Genomic DNA, 19,595 nt, shown 5'->3' with positions numbered 1-19,595 from the left:
TTTCCCTAATGTCTATTCAGCCCAACAGGAATGATTGAACTGAATAGCCATTGAATTACTCAACAATTTTAGCCAGCCCTTTCTCGACCAGCCCCCTAATATCATTTTCGTTGTAACCAATATTTTGCAGAATATCCGACGTATCCATGCCATGAGATGGCATACCGCGCCAGATTTGCCCCGGATTGTTTTTAAATTTTGGCATCACGTTTGGACCACGACAGGTACGCCCGTCCATGGTTTGCCAACTGGTGATGGATTCGCGGGCAATATATTGTGGATTGGTCTCTAATTCTGGAATGGTAAGCACCTTGGCACTGGCAATATTCAGCTCCGCTAAACGCGCTAAAACGACATCAATGTCACGCGCACCTAGCCACTCATCTAATTTTTCTTCAACAAGTGGGCCATACGGGCACTCAACCCGGTGAATAAGCTGCGTACCTTCAGGAATTTCCGGTGTACCCAATAAGTGAGCAAGACCAATATCTTTGAAGATTTCTTGGATCTGAGTAATACCGACAATCTCCATGACGATATAACCGTCTTTACAGCTATAGAGACCACAACCGGCATAATATGGGTCTTTCCCTTTCGTCATTCGTGGACAAATTTCGCCACCGTTAAAGTAGTCCATCATGAAATATTGCCCCATACGCAACATCACTTCGTACATGGCAATATCAATACTTTCGCCTTTACCTGTTTTTTGGACTTTATACAGTGCCGCTAAAGCGGAGGTGGTGGCGGTCATGCCAGAAAAATAGTCTGCGGTATACGGGAATGCCGGCATTGGCTGGTCTTTATCACCGTTTTGAATTAAATAACCGCTGAATGCTTGCGCAATGGTGTTATACGCCGCAAGGTTGGTGTACTGCGGGTCGCCGTATTGCCCGAAACCTGATAAGTGGGCTATCACTAATTTCGGGTTATGCTCCCACAATAATTCATCGGTGATCCCTCTGCGCGCAAAAGCTGGACCTTTACTGGCTTCGATAAAAATATCCGTCGTTTCCATCAGTTTAAGGAACGCTTCTCGGCCTTCATCTTTAAAGATGTTCAGCGATAGCGCCCGTAGATTGCGGCGAGATAGTTGCGGGTAATTAGGTTGAACGCGAATAGTATCAGCCCATGCGACGTTTTCGATCCAAATAACCTCTGCGCCCCATTCAGCGAACATTTGTCCGGCAAATGGGCCTGCAATTTCAATCCCTGAAAATACCACCCTAACCCCAGATAGCGGGCCAAACTCGGGCATTGGTAAATGCTCTGCCATTTTCTCATCTCCTGTGAAACTAAAGTGATCTCCCAAAAGTCTCAGGAGATCAACCAACGACAAACCTCGATTAGCGGTACTGTTTCAGTACGCTACGACCTAATGTCAGTATTTGCATTTCATCTGAACCGCCCGATATACGATCCACACGCAGGTCGCGCCAGAAACGTGCGATACGGTGTTCACCTGCAATACCTACACCACCAAGGACTTGCATTGCTGAATCCACAACTGCAAATGCTGCGTTTGCACAGAAGTATTTACACATTGCCGCATCACCAGAGGTGATTAAACCGTTGTCACTCTTCCATGCAGTTTCATATAACATGTTGCGCATCGAATTGAGCTTGATCGCCATATGTGCAAATTTTTCTTGAATTAATTGATAACGACCGATGGCTTCACCAAATTGAACACGTTGGTTGGCATAACGTGCCGCATCTTCAAAGGCACACATTGCTGTACCGTAGTTGGTCAATGCCACTAAGAAACGCTCATGGTCAAACTCTTCTTTCACACGGTTAAAGCCGTTGCCTTCACGACCAAACATGTCTTTTTCATCAAGTTCCACGTTGTCGAACGTAATTTCACAGCAGCTATCCATGCGCAGACCCAGTTTTTCAAGTTTGTTCACCTTGATACCCGGCTTGCTCATGTCTAAGAACCACTCGGTGAAAACAGGTTTATCCGGTGAATCCGCATCGCGGCTCATCACCACGATGTATGGGGTGTACGCACTACTGGTGATAAAGCATTTGCTACCGTTTAAGTACACTTTTCCATTCCGGCGAGCATATGTGGTTTGTAAGCTACCAACGTCAGAACCCGCGCCCGGTTCAGTAATAGCGGAGTTCCACATCTGCTTACCTGTACCGCGGAACGCCATTATTTTGTCGATTTGCTCTTGAGTTCCTTCACGCAAAACCGTATTAAAACCACCCGGTAATTGGTACAGAACATAAGTAGGAGCACCAAGGCGACCTAGTTCCATCCACACAGCAGCAACCGTAATAAAACCCGCATTTAAGCCACCGTGCTCTTCAGGGATCAGCAGGTTATCAATTTCCATATCCGCTAAGGCTTTTACAAAACGCTCTGGGTATTTGCTTTCGCGGTCACATTCAGCGAAATAGCTTTCCCAGTTCTCACTTGCCATGAGTTCACGGATCCCTGCGACAAACAGTTCCTGCTCATCATTCAATCTAAAATCCATATCAATAACCTCTTCAATGTTGTTTCTGAAATATTGTTTCTAAATAAAATTTTTTCTGAGTAAAATTAATCGTTTTTCCAATGCACTCTTGCATCTTTAATAAAGGAGAGCGTTACCATGATGTTCACGAAAAAAAGTGGGCATCCTCCGGCAATAATCGCCGTTTGAATTGGTTTCAATCCGCCTAATGCCAGTAAGACAATGCCAATCACGCCAACAAGAACGGACCAACCAATACGCACTAATAACGGTGGCTCCTCTCCATCTTTCACTGCGCGACAAGTCGACATAGCGAGAGTGTATGAACAGGCGTTAATCAGTGTGACTGTGGCGATAAAGCAGAGGATGAAGAAGCCCCAAATTGTTACAGTGCTCAAAGGTAAAGCGGCCCAAGTTTCAATGATGGCTCGTGCAACACCGAACTCTTCAATCAACTTAGGAATGTTAATGACGTTTTTATCAATGAGTTGGAGCGTGTTACTGCCGAGAATTGTCCAAATTAAGGTGGTACCTGCGGTTAAGCCTGCAACCATACCTAAACACAATTCACGAACAGTACGTCCTTTAGAAATGCGTGCGAGGAAAATACACATTTGAATCGCGTAGATAACCCACCAAGCCCAGTAGAACACGGTCCAACCTTGAGGGAATCCACTTTTGCCAACTGCATCGGTATAGAACAGCATGCGTGGCATATACATTAATAATACGCCGACAGAATCTGTAAAATAGTTAGCGATAAAGCTCGCGCCACTGACAATAAGCACCCATCCAAGTATTAAGAAACTTAAATAGCTGCGTACATCACTCGCGACTTTCACCCCTTTTTGCAGACCAAATGCCACACACACTGCATTGAGGATGATCCAGCAGAAGATAATGATCGCATCGAGCTGCAAGGTATGTGGAATACCGAACAGATATTGAATACATTCAGTCACCAGCGGTGTTGCCAGACCCAAACTGGTTCCCATCGCTAAGATCAATGCAACCAAATAGAAGTTGTCGATAATGGTACCAAACCAGCCATTGGCACGCTTCTCACCCACCAGCGGAGCCAGCGTACTACTTGGGCGGATCACATCCATTTTACGAACAAAGAAAAAGTAAGCGAAAGCGACAGAGAGGAAGCTGTAAGTTGCCCACGGCAGCGGCCCCCAATGGAACAAGCTGTAAGCTAACCCGATACTTTTGGCTTCATTAGAATATGGCGCAAAATCAAACGGCGGTGATGAAATATAGTAATAAATTTCAATCGATCCCCAGAACAACACCGCGGCTGAAGTGCAAGATGCGAACATCATAAAAATCCAGCCCGCTCGGCTAAATTCTGGCTTTTCATCCCCTAAACGTTTCTTCGCATAAGGTCCGAAAACTAACCAAAACCAACCACCAAACATAATGACCATATACCATTCAAATGCCCATCCCCAGACATTGGTGACATAGCTAAAGACTTGGTTAATCACTTCGTTTGATGCATCAAGGTCACGTACTGTTAGCCAGCACAGTAACCCAACAATAATTAACGGCGGGAAAAAAACTTTCGGTTCTATTCCGACCTTTTTATTTTCTTTGCTCATAGGTCTATTCCAATTTATTATTTAATACATAAGTTTTAAAACAATAAATATTTAACATTCATTTAATGACCGCCAAATAAATGCCTCTTAAATATGCCCAATTACTTATTATCAATAACCAATTAAAGATTAATTAATTTATTTACTATTTGAATCATGTCGGCTCACCAATAACAATTCTGTTATTAAGGTCACAATATTATTCGTGATAAAAATTTGTTATTAACTTTCACTTTAAAAATCAAAAAATAAACCAATAAAAACAAAGCAGTGAAATATAATGTTAGCTTAATGTTATTAAACTCATTCAGTATTGGTGATTAAGATAGCAATATTGAACATTAGCTTGCTAACTTGATGATTTTTACAGTATTGGTGAGTAATGTAACAGTATGAATATTTAAACACGCTTTAATTTAAGGCTTTCAATATTGGTGATATAGGTTTTATTTTTAAATATAAATTTCGTGATACTCATATAAATATTAAACCGCAACTGTTCCATTTATTTTATTCTAGGAGATGTAATGAATATTATTACATGCTACAAATCTGTTCCTGATGAACAAGATATTGTTGTTAATAGCTCAGAGGGTTCTTTAGATTTTTCTCGCGCCGACACTAAAATTAGTCAATATGATTTAAATGCCATTGAAGCTGCGAATCAAATAAAAGCGCAGCAACCTGAAAGTAAAATTATTGCGTTAAGTATTGGTGGCAAAGCGCTGACCAATATAAAAGGTCGTAAAGACGTTTTATCCCGTGGTCCCGATGAATTAGTCGTGATAGTTGAAGACCAATTTGAATATGCCCTGCCGCATCAAAGTGCTATTGCGCTTAGTGCTGCAGCCAAAAAAGTGGGTTTTGATTTGATTCTATGCGGTGATGGCTCAGCCGACCTCAACGCCCAGCAAGTCAGCATTTTAATGGGAGAGGAGCTACAAGTTCCTGCCATTAATGGGGTCAAAAAAATCCTCTCTATTGCGCCAGATACCATTGTTGTTGAACGTGAACTTGAAAACGAAATCGAAACGTTATCCATTCCACTGCCTGCCGTTATTGCGGTGACTTCAGACATTAACGTCCCTGTTATTCCATCGATGAAAGCCATTTTAGGTGCTGCGAAAAAACCAGTTCAAGCATGGACGGCTGCTGATATTGGTCTTGGTGATGTGGCGGCGTTATCGGCTCAATCGATTGCTGCACCAAAACAAAAAGTTCGTCAGCGCATCATTATTGAAGGCGATGGCGATGACCAAGTTGCACAGTTCGCTGAACACTTAAGAAAAATCATTAAATAATAGGGGGAGTTATGAGCAAATTATCAACCGTTTGGGTACTGAGTGACATGACTTCTCGCTTACCTGAACTGATCGGCGGCGCACAGACTCTTGGTGAACATGTCAATGTTATCGCATTGGATGACGCGCAAACCACGCAAGCTTTTCAGCTCGGTGCGAACCAAGTTATTCAATTATCTGGCAAACCTGATGACCGCATTATCGAAGATTATGCAGATACCATCGTCGATGTGATCAAGCAACATGGTGATACTGGACTGCTATTACTGCCAAATACACGTCGTGGAAAACTATTGGCGGCACGTTTAGGCGCAAGACTACAAGCCGCAGTCTCGAATGATGCAGCCACTGTCGTCATTGAAGATAACAAACCGGTTATCAAACACATGGTCTATGGCGGCTTGGCGTTCGGCAGTGAAACATTAAGCAGCTCATTTTCCATCGCCACAGTGGCGACTGGGACTTTTGATGCCGCATCAAGTAATGCATCACTTAGCGGAACAGCCCAAGTTGCACAATGGATCGAACCCAAACAGCCTGTTGTACGTACCTCGGTTCAGCAAAAAGCGGGTAACTCTGTTGAGTTAGACAAAGCACGCCTTGTGGTCAGTGTGGGTCGAGGCATCGGTAGCCAAGAAAACATTGCCATTGCTAAAGCATTAGCGGATTCCATTGGTGCTGAAATTGCGTGTTCCCGCCCTGTGGCTGAAAACGAAAAATGGATGGAGCATGAACGCTATGTAGGTATTTCCAACCTGATGATCAAACCTGAACTGTATCTTGCAGTCGGTATTTCAGGGCAGATCCAACACATGGTTGGCGCTAATGGTGCTCAAACGATTGTTGCCATCAACAAAGACAAAAATGCCCCTATCTTCCAATTTGCAGACTACGGAATTGTTGGGGATCTCTTTAAAATTCTTCCAGCACTGACTCAGCAACTGGCCAAATAAACATCCTAAGTAGTGGGGGAAACTCCCTCACTACTGTATTAAGTTTGGAGACACTATGTCCGATGATATTTTTGATGCAATCATAGTAGGAGCTGGTCTGGCTGGCTCAGTTGCTGCACTGGTACTTGCCCGTGAAGGTGCTCAAGTTCTCCTAATTGAAAGAGGAAACTATGCGGGCGGCAAGAACGTAACAGGTGGGCGAATGTATGCTCACAGTTTAGAGCGGATCATTCCTGGGTTTACCAAAGAAGCACCTATTGAGCGCATGATCACCCACGAAAAGCTCTCTTTTATGACCGAAACTGGTGCAATGACGGTGGATTACCAAAATGGTGACCCACAGAAACCCGAAGAAACCTCATGGTCCATCCTGCGTGGAAAACTGGACCCATGGTTAGCTGAGCAAGCTGAAAATGCAGGCGCACAATGCATCACAGGGATCCGCGTTGATAAGCTGGTTGAACGTGATGGCAAAGTCATTGGTGTCGAAGCTGACGGAGATGTACTCGAAGCCAAAGTGGTGATCCTCGCCGACGGCGTAAATTCCCTTCTAGCAGAACAATTGGGCATGACAAAACGCGTTAATGCCGAGCACGTCGCTGTTGGCGTCAAAGAACTGATTGAGCTGCCAAAAGACGTTTTACAAAACCGCTTTAACCTTCAAGGTAACGAAGGTGTTGCGTGGTTATTTGCAGGCTCGCCCACCGATGGTTTGATGGGTGGTGGTTTTCTTTACACCAACGAAGATACAATTTCGTTAGGGCTCGTGTGTGGTCTGCACCACATCAAAGACGCCAAAAAATCCGTTCCACAAATGCTCGAAGATTTCAAACAGCACCCTTCTGTTGCGCCATTAATTGAAGGCGGAAAAATGATTGAGTACGCCGCCCATGTGGTGCCTGAGGCCGGTTTAAAAATGCAATCTGAACTGGTTCGAGATGGCGTGCTGGTTGCTGGTGATGCCGCAGGTATGTGCATGAACTTAGGCTTTACCATCCGCGGTATGGATTTAGCCGTTGCCTCGGGTGAGGCCGCCGCTCAAGCCGTACTCAGCGCAATGAAAAAAGAGGACTTTAGCAAGCAAGGCCTAAGTGAATACCTCTCCTTGCTGGAAAAAGGCCCACTGCGCGATATGAAAGCCTACCAAAAAATGCCTGAATTCTTAGATAACCCGCGCATGTTTACCGCATACCCAGAGATGGCGCTCGGTATTGCCAAAAAACTGTTCACCATTTCAGATGAAGCCCCTGTGCCTCTGCGCAAAACCATGCTGCAACATGCGAAAAAAGTCGGCTTTATGAATTTAATTAAAGACGGAATTAAAGGAGTGAGAGCGATATGAGTGCTCCCGTAAACGTTGATGTCAAACTCGGTATTAACAAATTTAATGTCGATGAAGAGATCCCCCATATCGTTATCAAAGAGCAACCTGATATGGCGGTACTCGAAATATTAACCAAAGCCTGCCCAGCAGGTTTGTATAAAAAACAAGATGATGGCTCGGTGCGTTTTGATTATGCCGGCTGTCTTGAATGTGGAACATGCCGCATTCTTGGTCTCGGTAGCGCACTGGAAAAATGGGAATATCCACGCGGTACCTTTGGTATTGAGTTTCGATACGGCTGATATAGCTAGCGCTTACTCTCGAAGCGAAGTTATCCCATAAAGTTATATTGCTTCGAGAGCTTTTTTTATTTTATTGCGCTAATGCAGGTAACGACTATGCAACCTAAAAGCTTTGATGACATCCAGTTTTCCTCAGTCCACCGCCGCATTATGTTGTGGGGCAGCGGTGGGCCTTTTCTTGACGGTTACGTATTAGTCCTCATTGGCGTTGCCTTAGAGCAGCTCACTCCTGTGCTTAATTTAAGTAATGAGTGGATTGGTTTACTCGGTGCAGCCACGTTAGCAGGGCTGTTTATCGGTACCTCTTTATTTGGCTATATCTGCGACCAAGTAGGTCGCCGTAAAATGTTCTTGATTGATATTGTGGCCATTGGTGCAATCTCAGTCGCCACGATGTTTGTTTCAACGCCTTTACAACTTCTACTAATGCGCTTTTTAATTGGCATTGTCATCGGGGCTGACTACCCGATAGCCACGTCGATGATCACCGAATTCTCCAATACTAAACAGCGCGCTTTTGCTGTCGGGTTTATTGCGGCTATGTGGTACGTCGGTGCCACTTGCGCCAACCTTGTGGGCTATGTTTTATACGATGTTGAAGATGGCTGGCGCTGGATGCTCGGTAGTGCCGCTATCCCCTGCATCGTAATTTTAATCGGTCGCTTTGATTTACCTGAGTCGCCACTCTGGCTGATCCGCAAAGGCCGACATCAAGAGTGCCAAAAGATGATGACTAAATTATTTGGTCAACCCGTGGTATTTGAGGCAGAAGAACAAAAGAAAACTCGCTTTATCGATATTTTTACCAAACGACACTTCTCCTTTGTCTTATTCACAGCGACGATTTGGACTTGCCAAGTGATCCCCATGTTTGCCATTTACACATTTGGCCCACAAATTGTCGGGGAACTGGGTTGGGATCAAGGGAAAAATGCCGCACTCGGCAATGTCGTCATTAGCTTATTCTTTATGCTAGGTTGCGTACCAGCAATGTACTGGCTCAATAAAATGGGCAGAAGACCATTACTGATAGGCAGCTTTGCGATTATGACCTGTGCACTGACAATCCTCGGTTTATTCTCCAATCTGGGGATCTGCTTGGTGATCATTATGTTCGGTATTTACGCTTTCTTTTCTGGCGGCCCTGGAATTTTACAATGGTTATATCCGAACGAACTTTTTCCAACCGATATTCGCGCTTCCGCTGTTGGCGTGATTATGTCCATAAGCCGCATCGGAACTATTTTTTCAACGTGGGCACTGCCCGTCTTTATTCACGAATATGGCATTAGCCATGTGGTACTCATGGGGGCAGGCGTTTCATTAGTAGGCTTAGTGGTTTCCATCCTGTTTGCGCCAGAAACCAAAGGGTTAACCTTAGCGCAAACATCCAAGATGAGCATAATGAAAAGAAAATAACCTTTTTGTGGGTTATTACGACCAATTAATCAGAAAAAGACATGCTATTTATTCTTCTACGAACGAACGTGAATGTAAAAAGAGTATTCTTTGTAAAAAATTGGTAAATATGCAACGCACCTCTATTTTTAATAAAAATACCCAACTGATTAATTAAAACTTCTAATAAAAACAAAATATAGTACTGTTTAATTTCTCTTGATTTAAGTTTTCCTTTTTTCATAAAAAAACAATTACACCTGATAAATAGTTTATAAATGCGATGAAATTCACATTTCTAGTGTTATCTTTTAAAAAATGCTCAACAAAGCAGCGTGCTTTAGATTATTGTATTTCCACAGTTCTAAGTTTTAATTATTCATTCAATTACTTATGCAATAACAGTTAATTTTAAAATTCAGTTTTTGATAACCTATATAACTTATTAAAATCGCAATTTTAACCAAAAAAATTTCATAAGAAAGATATTTTTTGACAATGTCAATAATATATTTTCTCTATTTTGATTCTTACAATTCTTCTATCTTTAGCTTTCATATGCTCTAAAACTAGATTATTTACATATAAACTTTAGATTTAATTATTAATACTTTCGATTTTCTAATTAATAAAATATAAATAAAGGAGCAAAAATGCATAAAATAATAATAGATTGTGATCCTGGAGTTGATGATGCAGTGGCTATTTTTCTCGCTATAGCGTCACCAGAAATAGAAATAATCGGGATAACGACAGTCGCTGGGAACGTAGAGTTAGAAAAGGTTCACAGTAATGCAAAAAAATTACTTACATTAGCGAATAGGCTAGATATTCCTCTAGCTAAAGGCAGTGATCGTCCATTGATGACCAAAACTGGAAATAAAACTAGTGTTCATGGTTCTGATGGGCTAGCTGGAGTTCTCCTACCTGAACCTGAATACCACAATGATTCTGGCCACGCGGTAGACTTTATTATTGATTCTGTAATGTCAAATCCTGGTGAAATAACATTATGCGCAATAGCCTCTCTCACTAATATTGCAATAGCTATCATTAAAGAACCAAAATTAATTGATAATGTAAAAGATATTGTCGTCATGGGGGGAGCTGCATTTACGCAGGGAAATATAACGCCAGCCGCTGAGTTTAATTTTTATGTAGACCCCCATGCTGCTCATATTGTTTTTGATAGTGCGCGGCATATTACTATGCTTGGTTTGGATGTAACAAGTAAAGCTGATATAAGAGCGGGTTTGTGCACTGCTTTGGAAAAAGGTGGTGTTATTGCCCAGAATGTGGCAGAAATGTGCCGAAGATATGCCGAATTTGATCCTTTTCTTCATGATCCCTGCGTTATTGCCTACCTCATTCAACCTGAAATTTTTTCAGGTGTTGATGGTTCAATTACTATTGAATATGAATCCAAGAGATTATTTGGCCATAGTTTTGCTACCACATCCAATTCCACCCATTACGATTCGGAAACGATGAATTGTAAAATCATTACTGATGTCAATACATCGAAATTGATGTCTTTAATTGCAGAGCGTATTTTAACTCTTTGAGATAAAGCTTACCTCAACAGGGTAAATACTCAGAATCCCTGATAAGCATCTATTGCAATGATAATTTTTACATCACGATTCTATTTTGACATAAAAAGCCCCCATCAATTAGTTATTCAACTATTGGGGGTCACTTCATCTAGTGACGATTTATTGCTTTTTGCAAACTAAAAAATTCACCTGGCTACATTTCAGCTTCTACAGACTCTTTAGATATTAATTCAACTTTATCACTTCTTAAAAATTGAACACCCGTAAGATCATTTCCATAAACATCTCTCAGTGCCCATTCTTTTTTTAAAAAATGGCCACTTAATAAGGAATCTAGCCGAGCTAAATCAACCTTTATTTTCTCATTAAAATACGTATTGAGTTTTGTCTGTAATTTATAGCGAAGAAATTCCAGCATAATAATGCTTGCATTACATATCGCATATTGATTTATTAACGCCAAGTTTCCACCAATTACATAACATTCCCAGTTATGATGAACATCAACAATCGCATCCACTTCACTATTTTCATATAATGGCATAAAACCATAAAACATCTGAAGAAGAAACAGAGTTTCACACTCAACGAGACAATCATCTGAAGATGAGAAACTAGGTAGTTTATCTCTAATTAACTGAATATAAGCACAAGCTTGTTGAAATTGCTCTAGGCTTAAGTTTGTTTCAACACCATAAAACTGCTTTGATTGGCTATACGTATGTGTTAACTGATATTTCATAATATAATCATTTGGGATTGATGCTATTCAATACTCTTGAAAAACAAATAATGTGTTTTCCAAAATATAAATCGCAATTTAAAATTAATTACAAACCGTATCTTTATAAGAGCATCCACTTCAATATCAATTGTTTAAAGCAAAAAAAACAACATCAATTATTACCTATACAAAAAAGATAGCGCCATATTTTAAAATTTAACAATGAAAATCAAAAATAGATTCATTTTCAATTAATAAAAATTTATTATAGTCCAACATTTTATTAATGATAATATTTTTCAATTTAGAAAACAAAAAAATCAATTATATTTATAATTCCATTAGAAATTGATTTTCTTTTTTAGATGGGGATTGAATGGAAACTAATATTGATAGTTTAAATATAGCTATATTTAAACTATCAACCTCAGACAAATGAAATAAAGTAGCCGAGCAAGAAAAAGTCATTTCACCTTTAAGGCATAATCACTTTCCAAGTCATCATGACAGCGCTGCATAAAATCAGCAATAACGTAATATATTGGAAAGTTCGTTCAGACAATTTCACCAGTAAATATTTTGCCAGCGGCATCACTAACAGTGCCCCTGCACACAAAATTAATGCCAGTTTTAAATCCGTGTAACCATCTTGCGCATAAGCCAGCGCCGAAGAGCCTGATAATACGGTCGTCACCACAATCGATGTGCCAATGGCTTGCTTGATATTTAAATCCATATAACGCAATAACATTGGCAGAACCACGACTCCGCCACCAACCCCTGTTGCGCCTAACACAATCCCCGCCAACACCGCTGGGATCGCCATCGCTTTCAATTGGTTTTCTTTCACGGCAGCTTTTTTACGCGGATTGGCAAAAAACATCCGTTGAATAAATAAATACAACGAAAAAATAATGGCAGCGGAGACTAAAACATTAATGCCCCACTCCACTTGCTTTTCATAAGCAGGAATGCTGCCTAGCCACGTCACAAATAGGCTGGATAAAAACGTACTTGGCAACATAATCGCCAAGACAATCATCGCCCCTTTTAAGGGAATATTGCCTAATCGAAAATGCATATATGACGAAGAGACCTTCATCAACATAGAGAGAAAGTTGGCAGTTGCCACTGCTGCTAAGGCATTAAGCCCAAAAAAGTAGGTCAATATGGGTAAAACAATCACACCACCGCCCACACCGGTTGTGCTTATAATCAAGCCAATCAGTGCGCCGATGGCTAACTCTGTGACAATCATGGTGGTTTATCCTGCCGGAGTAACGGCTTGTCGACCTTTTTGCAATGCGATGTCAGCATCTTCATTGGCAAGGGTTAAATATTTGAAAAATAGTGTATCGAATATCACCATCTGCAACACTTGAGGGGTGATCACCCCCAACTGAGAGTGTTGTTCATCATAGTAATATGGCAGTGTTAAATCTGCGAGACGCGCGGCGTCATCTTGCCCAAAGCGCGTTAAAGCAATCGTCGTGCAGCCATTTTCATGGGCTGACTTCAGCATTCGGTTAACTTCTGGCGTATTCCCCCTTGCCGTCACGGCGATGGCGAGATCCCCTTCACCTAAATTTGCTGAATAGCTCAGTTGCACATGTAAGTCAGGGCTAAATAATGCCGATTTATTAACGCGAATAAGTTTATGGAAAATATCATTCGCCACAATCGCTGACGAGCCAATACCAAATAGCACAATGCGCTTGGCTTCAACCAATTTTTGCGCGACGGCATCAACCGCGGCGGGCTCTAACAGTTCTAAGGATTTTTCAATGGCGCTAATAAATAACTGCCCAGATTTAGCGATAATCTGAGCCGTATCGTCATTACGGCTCAGATTGCCATACAAACTTTCCGCTTTGTGTTGCTTCTCGTCAGATAAATAATCGACTTTAAATTCAGGATAGCCACGGTAGCCCATTTGCCTTGCAAAACGAATGACGGATGCGCTGCTCACACCGGCTTCTCGAGCCAATTCAGCGGCATTCATTGCTACAAGGCTATCGCGATATTCCAGCAAAAACTTCGCAATACGCTGCTCTGTGCCTTTGCCTCTCGTCAATAAGCTTTCCAATTTTACTGTCAGTGCTGACATGGCTATACCTTCTTATTATTTTTCTGGATCGTTGAAGCCTATTATCATACTGGCAATGAAACCGACAATCCATGCGCCTGCTACCGCAATCAGAAAATCCAGAATTTGCCCATCACCCACCAGCGGAATTAAGGATAAGCCCGCGGTACCAAATGGAATGATAATACCCACATGGAAGAACGCCATCAGCGCACCGCCTGCGGCACCACCGATGCAGCCTGCAATAAACGGTTTACCCAGCGGTAAGGAAACCCCGAACAGTAATGGCTCACCCACGCCGAAGATGCCAACGGGTAATGCCCCCACTAAGGTTTTCTTTAAACGTTGGTTTTTGGTTTTCAGGAACACCCAGAAACATGAACCCACTTGCCCCATGCCGCCCATGGCTAAGATAGGGAATAAATAGTTCAAACCAAACGTTTGTAAGATTTCCGCATGAATTGGGATCAAACCTTGGTGCAAACCAGTCAGTAATAAGAACAAGAAGCTGCCGCCTAAGATACCGCCCGTTGCTACTGCCCCGCCGCCACTACTCAGCAGCGCTACAGAAACCCCTTGCGCCAGCACTTGGTTCAGATAATGACCCGCTGGTTGGAAGACGACTAATGCCACCATTGCAGAGACTAAAATCGTCACAAACGGCGTCACAATCAGATCCAAACTCTCCTTGATAATGCCTCTAAACCACACTTCAAATTTAGAGGAGAACACCACCACCATCAGCACCGCGAAAATTCCGCCGCTATTTGGTTGGAGTTTTTCACCAAATAGCGTGATATCCGCTAAACCCGGCATCGCTAAAAGCCCCGCCATTACTGCACCAATCGAAGTGGATGCGCCTAACTCTTTTGCGGTATTTACCCCAATCATAATGGATAAATAAGTAAACACAGCGCTACCAATCAACTTTAATAATTTAAACAGCTCCGGGAACTGCTCAACCACTCCCGGTGCCACTAAACGCACAATATTAATCAGCCCCATAATCAGACCACAACCAATTAACGCAGGAATGGTTGGGACAAAAATTGCGGCTAATGTATTGAGCATACGGCGGATAGAGAACGGTTTTTTCTCCGGCGCTGATGGCGTACTTTCATCACTCGCCACGCCGCTGTTTTGCATTCTTTTATTCATCACAGAGAAGACTTTTGCCGCCGTCCCCATGCCCACAATCACTTGCTGTTGTTCACCGTTAAAGACAACGCCCTTCACACCTTCCACTTGTTTGAGTGCATCCGCATCAAATTTACTATTATCTTTTAAAACCAGACGGATACGCGTCATACAGTGAGTTAAAGTGCCCACGTTTTCAAACCCGCCCGCGTATTTTTCTATTTCTCTGGCGAGCACTTCCAGATGTTCTATCTTATTAGCCATAGGATTTCCCCGGTGTCGACTGAGTTATGACTCTGTTTATGTTATGTTTTACGCTATTCACTGTGACTGTTTAGCATCGAATCCAAACTGGTGTTTGGGTTACGCTGAACAATCTCTGTCGCTTGTTGTGCAGTAATATTCAATTCATACATCAAAATGGCGCGACGCGGGTGGTAATTCACTTGCTGCAATAATGCTGCCGCAGTGTCTACATCAATCCCGCACACTTCCCCAACAATGCGTTCAGCACGACGCAGTAATTTAATATTACTCGCTATCACATCGACCATTAAATTGGTATGAATTCGCCCTAAGCGCCCCATGACACAGGTGCTTAGCATGCCTAAAATCATTTTCTGTGCAGTCCCGCTTTTCATGCGCGTAGAGCCAGAAAGCACTTCCGCCCCAACATCCGGCGCAATGGCATACTGGGCTAAATCACTCAGTAAACAGTGTCCACGAGTGGTTACCCCCACAGTTAATGCCCCGATTTGATTACCATATTCAATCGCCGCTAAGGTAAATGGCGTTCGCCCGCTTGCCGCAATGCCGATAATCACATCTTTTTCCGTTGCGCCGCGTGTCCGTAACTCTTCCACCGATGCCTCCGTTGAGTCCTCAATATTTTCAACGGCTTTCAACATGGCCGAATGACCGCCCGCAATAATCGATTGCACCATTTCTGGCGATGTGCCAAATGTTGGTGGGCACTCTGCACTATCTAATACCGCCAGTCGCCCGCTGGTTCCAGCCCCCACATAAAAGATCCGCCCGCCTTGTTTTAAACGATCCGCAATCACATCCACCACATTGGCGAGTTCCGGCAATACAGACTGCAATGCCGTTGCTACCGTGCTATCTGCCTGATTGATTACCGTTAACATGGATAAGGTATCTAAGCGAGAAAACTGCAATGTGTCCTGATTAAGTTCATTGTTCAAACAATCGCTAAGCGTATTTTCGGTTACTGACATGGCACACCTCAACTGAAACTATATTTCATCAAAAAATACTATTTATGAATTTTAATTTCAATTCTAATCGTAACAAATTGTTCACTGATGATGAATTACGTGATTGGTCTCACAACAACAAACAACGTGAGAAAGAATCGGTGGCAACTTTATAAACCGTTTAAGGCTGCCACCGGATGAGGGTTATTTGACGAGCTTACAGCTTCCGAAAGCGGAAGGGATATGGAAGTCTGGCTTCACGGAATCCGGCTTGATCCAACTGATCCATTTACGCACTTGCTTAGGCTCGCCAGCACTAAACTCACCGCGTAGAATGGCGCACATCAAGGTTTTCTTGTCACTATCTTGCCAAAGATTCAGCTTGGTGAATTCATCCAGATCGATTTTCCCCGTTAACACATAACCTTCAGGGGTAATTTGTCCAACCGTTTTTAGTGTTTGCCAATTCCAGCTTGGATCGACTTCACGGTAAAAATTGGCTTTCGCATCAAATGTACGCCCTGATGGATCCATTTCAGCTGTGTAATACGGTTTTAACTCAGGGCTGGTTGCAAAGAATAACTCCACACGATCTGAGTCCAATACAGCCTGATCTTTATCTGCATCTTTGCCTAGCTGGATATCTTTATCGTCAGCAATAAAACGAAAATAGAGCGCATTATCGCTCCATAATGCACGGAAATCGGTTTTTGGCGGTGTCTCATTTTCCCACGGATAAATAAAGTCAGTGAGCACTTCAGCCTGCTCCCAGACAGCTGCTTTTTGAGCATCTTCAAGGGAATTAATCTGCGCAGTATGATGAATAGGGTACTCTTTTGCCGCCACGCTGGCGGTTACTAACAAGGTTGTTGCTGCAAATAGGGTAGTTAATTTCATGCCTTGCCTCACTTTATCGGTTTTATAATGTGCGAATAACATCATGGTGTTTTTTATAACGGAATCGTTATGATTATTTAAGAAATAAAATTTCATAACATATAACGAATATAGAATTAAAATTTCACCAAGAGCAAGGCATGTTCAATAAAAACCCTCACATTGTGAAGAGGCTCACTGTTTATAATTTCGCTATTCTGACCTTAGACTTAAGGCTAACTTTTCACGAATCGCATCGATCACCACTCTTATTTTTAGTGGTAGAAAGGACGTAGCAACCCACACGACAGAAATTGGGTAACAAGCACTTTGATAACCAGATAAAATCTCAACAAGCTGCCCCGAGTTTATTTTTTCTTGCACCAACCACTGCGGTAAATACGCAATTCCCGCCCCTTGAATTGTCGCCAACATAATTGTTTGCATATCGTCCATAACCAATTTACTGGTGGGTAAATAGTGGTGTTCTTGCTGAGTTTGGTCATGCACTTTCCAAGGTAAAATGTGACCACCCTGCGTGTAGGCAATAAGCTGATGCGTTTCTAATTCACAGAGTGCCATCGGCGTACCATTTACCGTTAAATAATCCGGTGAGGCACAAAAAATCATTTTATGGTGGCCAATTTCATGTGCAATCAATTGGTTTGAATCAGCAAGTTGCCCCACTCGCACTGCAACATGAATCCCTTCTTGCTGTAAATCTACATTTCGGTCATTCAATAGCGTCTCAATTTCCAATTTAGGGTAAAGGCTCATTAACTCAATCAGTAGTGGAACAACATATAAGTTTCCCAATAGCCGAGGCGCGGTAATGCAGACTTTCCCTTCGACATTACGTTTGCCGCTTTCCAAGAAATTCGAAGCTTCTTGCAGAGAATTCAGTGCCTTACTCGCATATTCATACAGTACCATTCCATCATCCGTTAATGCTTGCTGACGGGTAGTACGCTGAAACAATGCAACACCTAGGCTATTTTCTAAGCGCGAAATACTTTTGCTCACTGCCGAGCGAGTTACATGTAGCCGCTCAGATGCTGCGGTAAAATTTCCGCTTTCAACCACAGCAATAAAAATAGGTAAACAGTTCAAATCTAACTTGTTCATATTGGTGCTCAAATGGAAACAATATAAGGAAAGAATATCACTCATTGTCAACTTATCAAGCCGGATATACTGACCACATCCTAAATTGATAAGGAACAATTCCATGAATATTTTAGTGATCAAATCCAGTATTAACGGTACACAATCTCAGACAAATACCTTAATTCAGCAATATTTGGATGAACGTAAAGCCCAAGGCTACCAAGACTGTGTTATCGAGCGTGATGTGGCAGAAAATCCATTACCCGTTCTCAATCAAGCTCGTTTTGCAGCCTTAAGAGGCGCGGAAATTAGCAACCCTGATTTAAAGAATACATCTGAGCTTTCTGACCAACTCATTGCAGAACTCAAAGAGAGTGATTTACTGCTCCTCGGTGCGCCAATGTACAATCTCAATATACCAACTGAATTGAAAAATTGGTTTGATTTAGTGGTTCGTGCCAGAGAAACTTTTCGCTATACCGCAACATATCCGCTTGGCTTAGTTGAAAATGTTAAGGCTCTGGTATTTAGCGCTCGAGGCGGCATTCATTACGGGCAAGAGACCGATGCGATTACGCCTTATTTGAAATCTGTTTTAGGTTTAATGGGCATTAATCATGTTCAATTTGTCTACGCAGAAGGGTTAGATATGAAACCTGAAGGCTATGAAGCTGGACTCGCCAAAGCTCAACAACAATTAATGCATCTCATTCATCATTAAGTTTCATAATAAAATAAATCCCCACTCTAAATTATTTAATTCGTGGGGATTTCGTTTTCAAAAAATCATCTATCAATACTCGCTTACAATTGTTAATTGTCAGCTAATGGATTGTATTAGTTAATATTTAAAGAACTTATTTTTTTATGAAAATGCACCATATCTCAATATAGCACACCACAATAACTCTCATATTGAGTAATCAAAAGCACAAAATGAAAGTAAATATTATATATTGTATCATTTTGTTTCATTTTAGGATTAATAAATAGATTTTATTTATTGATCTACATCATTATTCAATAATTCTTTTATTTCATTTAAAATTCCACTCAAAAAAAGAGTAATTCAATACCCTGTTTTATATTTTTTTTATTTAATTTGAATGTAACATTATATTTCATCATATTTTGAGTATTTACATAATTATTTAACCTATCTACAATTCGCCTCGCTTTGAAATCACCCAATTATACAATTCATTTTTAACCAACCTAGGTAATTAACTAATTATCAATATAATGAAACTAAATGAAAAAATAGGAAGATTTATTAGAAATGCACGGATAGGCAAAGGGTTATCTGAAAAAGAATTAGCATCCTTAATATCAGTCAGCCAGCAACAAATATCAAGATATGAAAGAGGAATATCAACATTAAGTATTGAAAATATATTAAGAATTTTAAATGCATTAAATATCCACTTCGACGAATTTAGTAGCATGGTAATAAAGCCAGAACAAAATAGACTTTTCAACTTACTTATTGACGAGTTAGAAACTGATGGTGTAATTCATGTAGGCAATCTCAAAAATACATAA

18 protein-coding genes are annotated in these 19,595 nt (G+C 41.6%); 8 read left to right on the top strand and 10 right to left on the bottom strand.

Annotated elements, in window-relative coordinates:
• Positions 1-55 precede the first annotated feature (55 nt).
• The 3 genes from caiB to caiT all read right to left on the bottom strand — a co-directional run bounded on the left by caiB (position 56) and on the right by caiT (position 4,072).
• Complete coding sequence (gene caiB, locus LDO73_RS04090; protein WP_154604522.1) at positions 56-1,276, bottom strand: L-carnitine CoA-transferase; 1,221 nt, start codon at positions 1,274-1,276, stop codon at positions 56-58.
• A 70-nt stretch (positions 1,277-1,346) separates the two neighbouring features.
• Entirely contained in the window at positions 1,347-2,489 is a 1,143-nt protein-coding gene (gene caiA, locus LDO73_RS04085) for a crotonobetainyl-CoA dehydrogenase (protein ID WP_224060316.1), read from the bottom strand.
• 65 nt (positions 2,490-2,554) lie between these two features.
• A complete protein-coding gene (gene caiT / locus LDO73_RS04080; RefSeq protein ID WP_224060315.1) occupies positions 2,555-4,072 on the bottom strand; it encodes an L-carnitine/gamma-butyrobetaine antiporter in 1,518 nt (505 codons plus the stop codon).
• 527 nt (positions 4,073-4,599) lie between these two features.
• Between caiT and fixA the strand changes: the two genes are divergently transcribed.
• The 6 genes from fixA to LDO73_RS04050 all read left to right on the top strand — a co-directional run bounded on the left by fixA (position 4,600) and on the right by LDO73_RS04050 (position 10,915).
• Positions 4,600-5,373, top strand: coding sequence for a putative electron transfer flavoprotein FixA (gene fixA, locus LDO73_RS04075; RefSeq protein WP_224060314.1), 774 nt, complete (start codon positions 4,600-4,602; stop codon positions 5,371-5,373).
• A gap of 11 nt (positions 5,374-5,384) precedes the next feature.
• Complete coding sequence (locus LDO73_RS04070; RefSeq protein WP_224060313.1) at positions 5,385-6,326, top strand: FAD-binding protein; 942 nt, start codon at positions 5,385-5,387, stop codon at positions 6,324-6,326.
• 55 nt (positions 6,327-6,381) lie between these two features.
• Entirely contained in the window at positions 6,382-7,668 is a 1,287-nt protein-coding gene (gene fixC / locus LDO73_RS04065) for an FAD-dependent oxidoreductase FixC (RefSeq protein ID WP_224060312.1), read from the top strand.
• A complete protein-coding gene (gene fixX, locus LDO73_RS04060; protein ID WP_154604519.1) occupies positions 7,665-7,952 on the top strand; it encodes a ferredoxin-like protein FixX in 288 nt (95 codons plus the stop codon). The genes fixC and fixX overlap by 4 nt, the downstream gene beginning before the upstream one ends.
• A gap of 96 nt (positions 7,953-8,048) precedes the next feature.
• Positions 8,049-9,371, top strand: coding sequence for an MFS transporter (locus tag LDO73_RS04055; RefSeq protein ID WP_224060311.1), 1,323 nt, complete (start codon positions 8,049-8,051; stop codon positions 9,369-9,371).
• A 632-nt stretch (positions 9,372-10,003) separates the two neighbouring features.
• Positions 10,004-10,915: a nucleoside hydrolase gene (locus LDO73_RS04050; RefSeq protein WP_224060310.1), complete on the top strand. Its 912-nt coding sequence runs from the start codon at positions 10,004-10,006 to the stop codon at positions 10,913-10,915.
• 184 nt (positions 10,916-11,099) lie between these two features.
• On the opposite strand, the gene LDO73_RS04045 is transcribed toward LDO73_RS04050, so the two are convergent.
• The 7 genes from LDO73_RS04045 to LDO73_RS04015 all read right to left on the bottom strand — a co-directional run bounded on the left by LDO73_RS04045 (position 11,100) and on the right by LDO73_RS04015 (position 18,071).
• Positions 11,100-11,648, bottom strand: a complete 549-nt coding sequence (locus LDO73_RS04045; protein WP_224060309.1) for a hypothetical protein — start codon at positions 11,646-11,648, stop codon at positions 11,100-11,102.
• Between the two features lie 457 nt (positions 11,649-12,105).
• Positions 12,106-12,888: a sulfite exporter TauE/SafE family protein gene (locus LDO73_RS04040; protein WP_224060308.1), complete on the bottom strand. Its 783-nt coding sequence runs from the start codon at positions 12,886-12,888 to the stop codon at positions 12,106-12,108.
• Between the two features lie 6 nt (positions 12,889-12,894).
• Positions 12,895-13,737 (bottom strand): MurR/RpiR family transcriptional regulator, encoded by an 843-nt coding sequence (locus LDO73_RS04035; protein WP_224060307.1) that lies wholly within the window; start codon positions 13,735-13,737, stop codon positions 12,895-12,897.
• Positions 13,738-13,752: 15 nt separating this feature from the next.
• Entirely contained in the window at positions 13,753-15,117 is a 1,365-nt protein-coding gene (locus tag LDO73_RS04030) for a PTS transporter subunit EIIC (protein WP_224060306.1), read from the bottom strand.
• 53 nt (positions 15,118-15,170) lie between these two features.
• Positions 15,171-16,091 (bottom strand): N-acetylmuramic acid 6-phosphate etherase, encoded by a 921-nt coding sequence (gene murQ / locus LDO73_RS04025; protein WP_224060305.1) that lies wholly within the window; start codon positions 16,089-16,091, stop codon positions 15,171-15,173.
• 183 nt (positions 16,092-16,274) lie between these two features.
• Positions 16,275-16,967, bottom strand: coding sequence for a carbohydrate-binding family 9-like protein (locus LDO73_RS04020; protein ID WP_224060304.1), 693 nt, complete (start codon positions 16,965-16,967; stop codon positions 16,275-16,277).
• A 192-nt stretch (positions 16,968-17,159) separates the two neighbouring features.
• Positions 17,160-18,071, bottom strand: a complete 912-nt coding sequence (locus LDO73_RS04015; RefSeq protein WP_224060303.1) for a LysR family transcriptional regulator — start codon at positions 18,069-18,071, stop codon at positions 17,160-17,162.
• Positions 18,072-18,174: 103 nt separating this feature from the next.
• On the opposite strand from LDO73_RS04015, the gene LDO73_RS04010 reads away from it, so the two are divergent.
• Together LDO73_RS04010 and LDO73_RS04005 are read left to right on the top strand one after the other, a co-directional pair.
• Positions 18,175-18,774 carry an FMN-dependent NADH-azoreductase gene (locus LDO73_RS04010; RefSeq protein WP_224060302.1) on the top strand — a complete coding sequence of 200 codons (600 nt, stop codon included), beginning with the start codon at positions 18,175-18,177 and terminating at the stop codon, positions 18,772-18,774.
• A gap of 521 nt (positions 18,775-19,295) precedes the next feature.
• Positions 19,296-19,595, top strand: coding sequence for a helix-turn-helix domain-containing protein (locus LDO73_RS04005; RefSeq protein WP_224060301.1), 300 nt, complete (start codon positions 19,296-19,298; stop codon positions 19,593-19,595).

The organism is Providencia alcalifaciens, assembly GCF_915403165.1.
In the GTDB taxonomy this organism is placed as follows: domain Bacteria; phylum Pseudomonadota; class Gammaproteobacteria; order Enterobacterales; family Enterobacteriaceae; genus Providencia; species Providencia alcalifaciens_C.
Note: the sequence above shows the minus strand (reverse complement) of the source record. Positions and strands in the feature narration are given on the sequence as shown.

What these genes read in the sequence shown, in the direction of transcription:
- LDO73_RS04015 (WP_224060303.1), bottom strand. Translation starts at nt 18,071, where the DNA reads ATGAACAAGTTAGATTTGAACTGTTTACCTATTTTTATTGCTGTGGTT.
- fixA (WP_224060314.1), top strand. Translation starts at nt 4,600, where the DNA reads ATGAATATTATTACATGCTACAAATCTGTTCCTGATGAACAAGATATT.
- LDO73_RS04010 (WP_224060302.1), top strand. Translation starts at nt 18,175, where the DNA reads ATGAATATTTTAGTGATCAAATCCAGTATTAACGGTACACAATCTCAG.
- caiA (WP_224060316.1), bottom strand. Translation starts at nt 2,489, where the DNA reads ATGGATTTTAGATTGAATGATGAGCAGGAACTGTTTGTCGCAGGGATC.
- caiB (WP_154604522.1), bottom strand. Translation starts at nt 1,276, where the DNA reads ATGGCAGAGCATTTACCAATGCCCGAGTTTGGCCCGCTATCTGGGGTT.
- murQ (WP_224060305.1), bottom strand. Translation starts at nt 16,091, where the DNA reads ATGTCAGTAACCGAAAATACGCTTAGCGATTGTTTGAACAATGAACTT.
- LDO73_RS04040 (WP_224060308.1), bottom strand. Translation starts at nt 12,888, where the DNA reads ATGATTGTCACAGAGTTAGCCATCGGCGCACTGATTGGCTTGATTATA.
- LDO73_RS04030 (WP_224060306.1), bottom strand. Translation starts at nt 15,117, where the DNA reads ATGGCTAATAAGATAGAACATCTGGAAGTGCTCGCCAGAGAAATAGAA.
- LDO73_RS04050 (WP_224060310.1), top strand. Translation starts at nt 10,004, where the DNA reads ATGCATAAAATAATAATAGATTGTGATCCTGGAGTTGATGATGCAGTG.
- LDO73_RS04045 (WP_224060309.1), bottom strand. Translation starts at nt 11,648, where the DNA reads ATGAAATATCAGTTAACACATACGTATAGCCAATCAAAGCAGTTTTAT.
- LDO73_RS04020 (WP_224060304.1), bottom strand. Translation starts at nt 16,967, where the DNA reads ATGAAATTAACTACCCTATTTGCAGCAACAACCTTGTTAGTAACCGCC.
- LDO73_RS04070 (WP_224060313.1), top strand. Translation starts at nt 5,385, where the DNA reads ATGAGCAAATTATCAACCGTTTGGGTACTGAGTGACATGACTTCTCGC.
- caiT (WP_224060315.1), bottom strand. Translation starts at nt 4,072, where the DNA reads ATGAGCAAAGAAAATAAAAAGGTCGGAATAGAACCGAAAGTTTTTTTC.
- fixX (WP_154604519.1), top strand. Translation starts at nt 7,665, where the DNA reads ATGAGTGCTCCCGTAAACGTTGATGTCAAACTCGGTATTAACAAATTT.
- LDO73_RS04035 (WP_224060307.1), bottom strand. Translation starts at nt 13,737, where the DNA reads ATGTCAGCACTGACAGTAAAATTGGAAAGCTTATTGACGAGAGGCAAA.
- LDO73_RS04005 (WP_224060301.1), top strand. Translation starts at nt 19,296, where the DNA reads ATGAAACTAAATGAAAAAATAGGAAGATTTATTAGAAATGCACGGATA.
- LDO73_RS04055 (WP_224060311.1), top strand. Translation starts at nt 8,049, where the DNA reads ATGCAACCTAAAAGCTTTGATGACATCCAGTTTTCCTCAGTCCACCGC.
- fixC (WP_224060312.1), top strand. Translation starts at nt 6,382, where the DNA reads ATGTCCGATGATATTTTTGATGCAATCATAGTAGGAGCTGGTCTGGCT.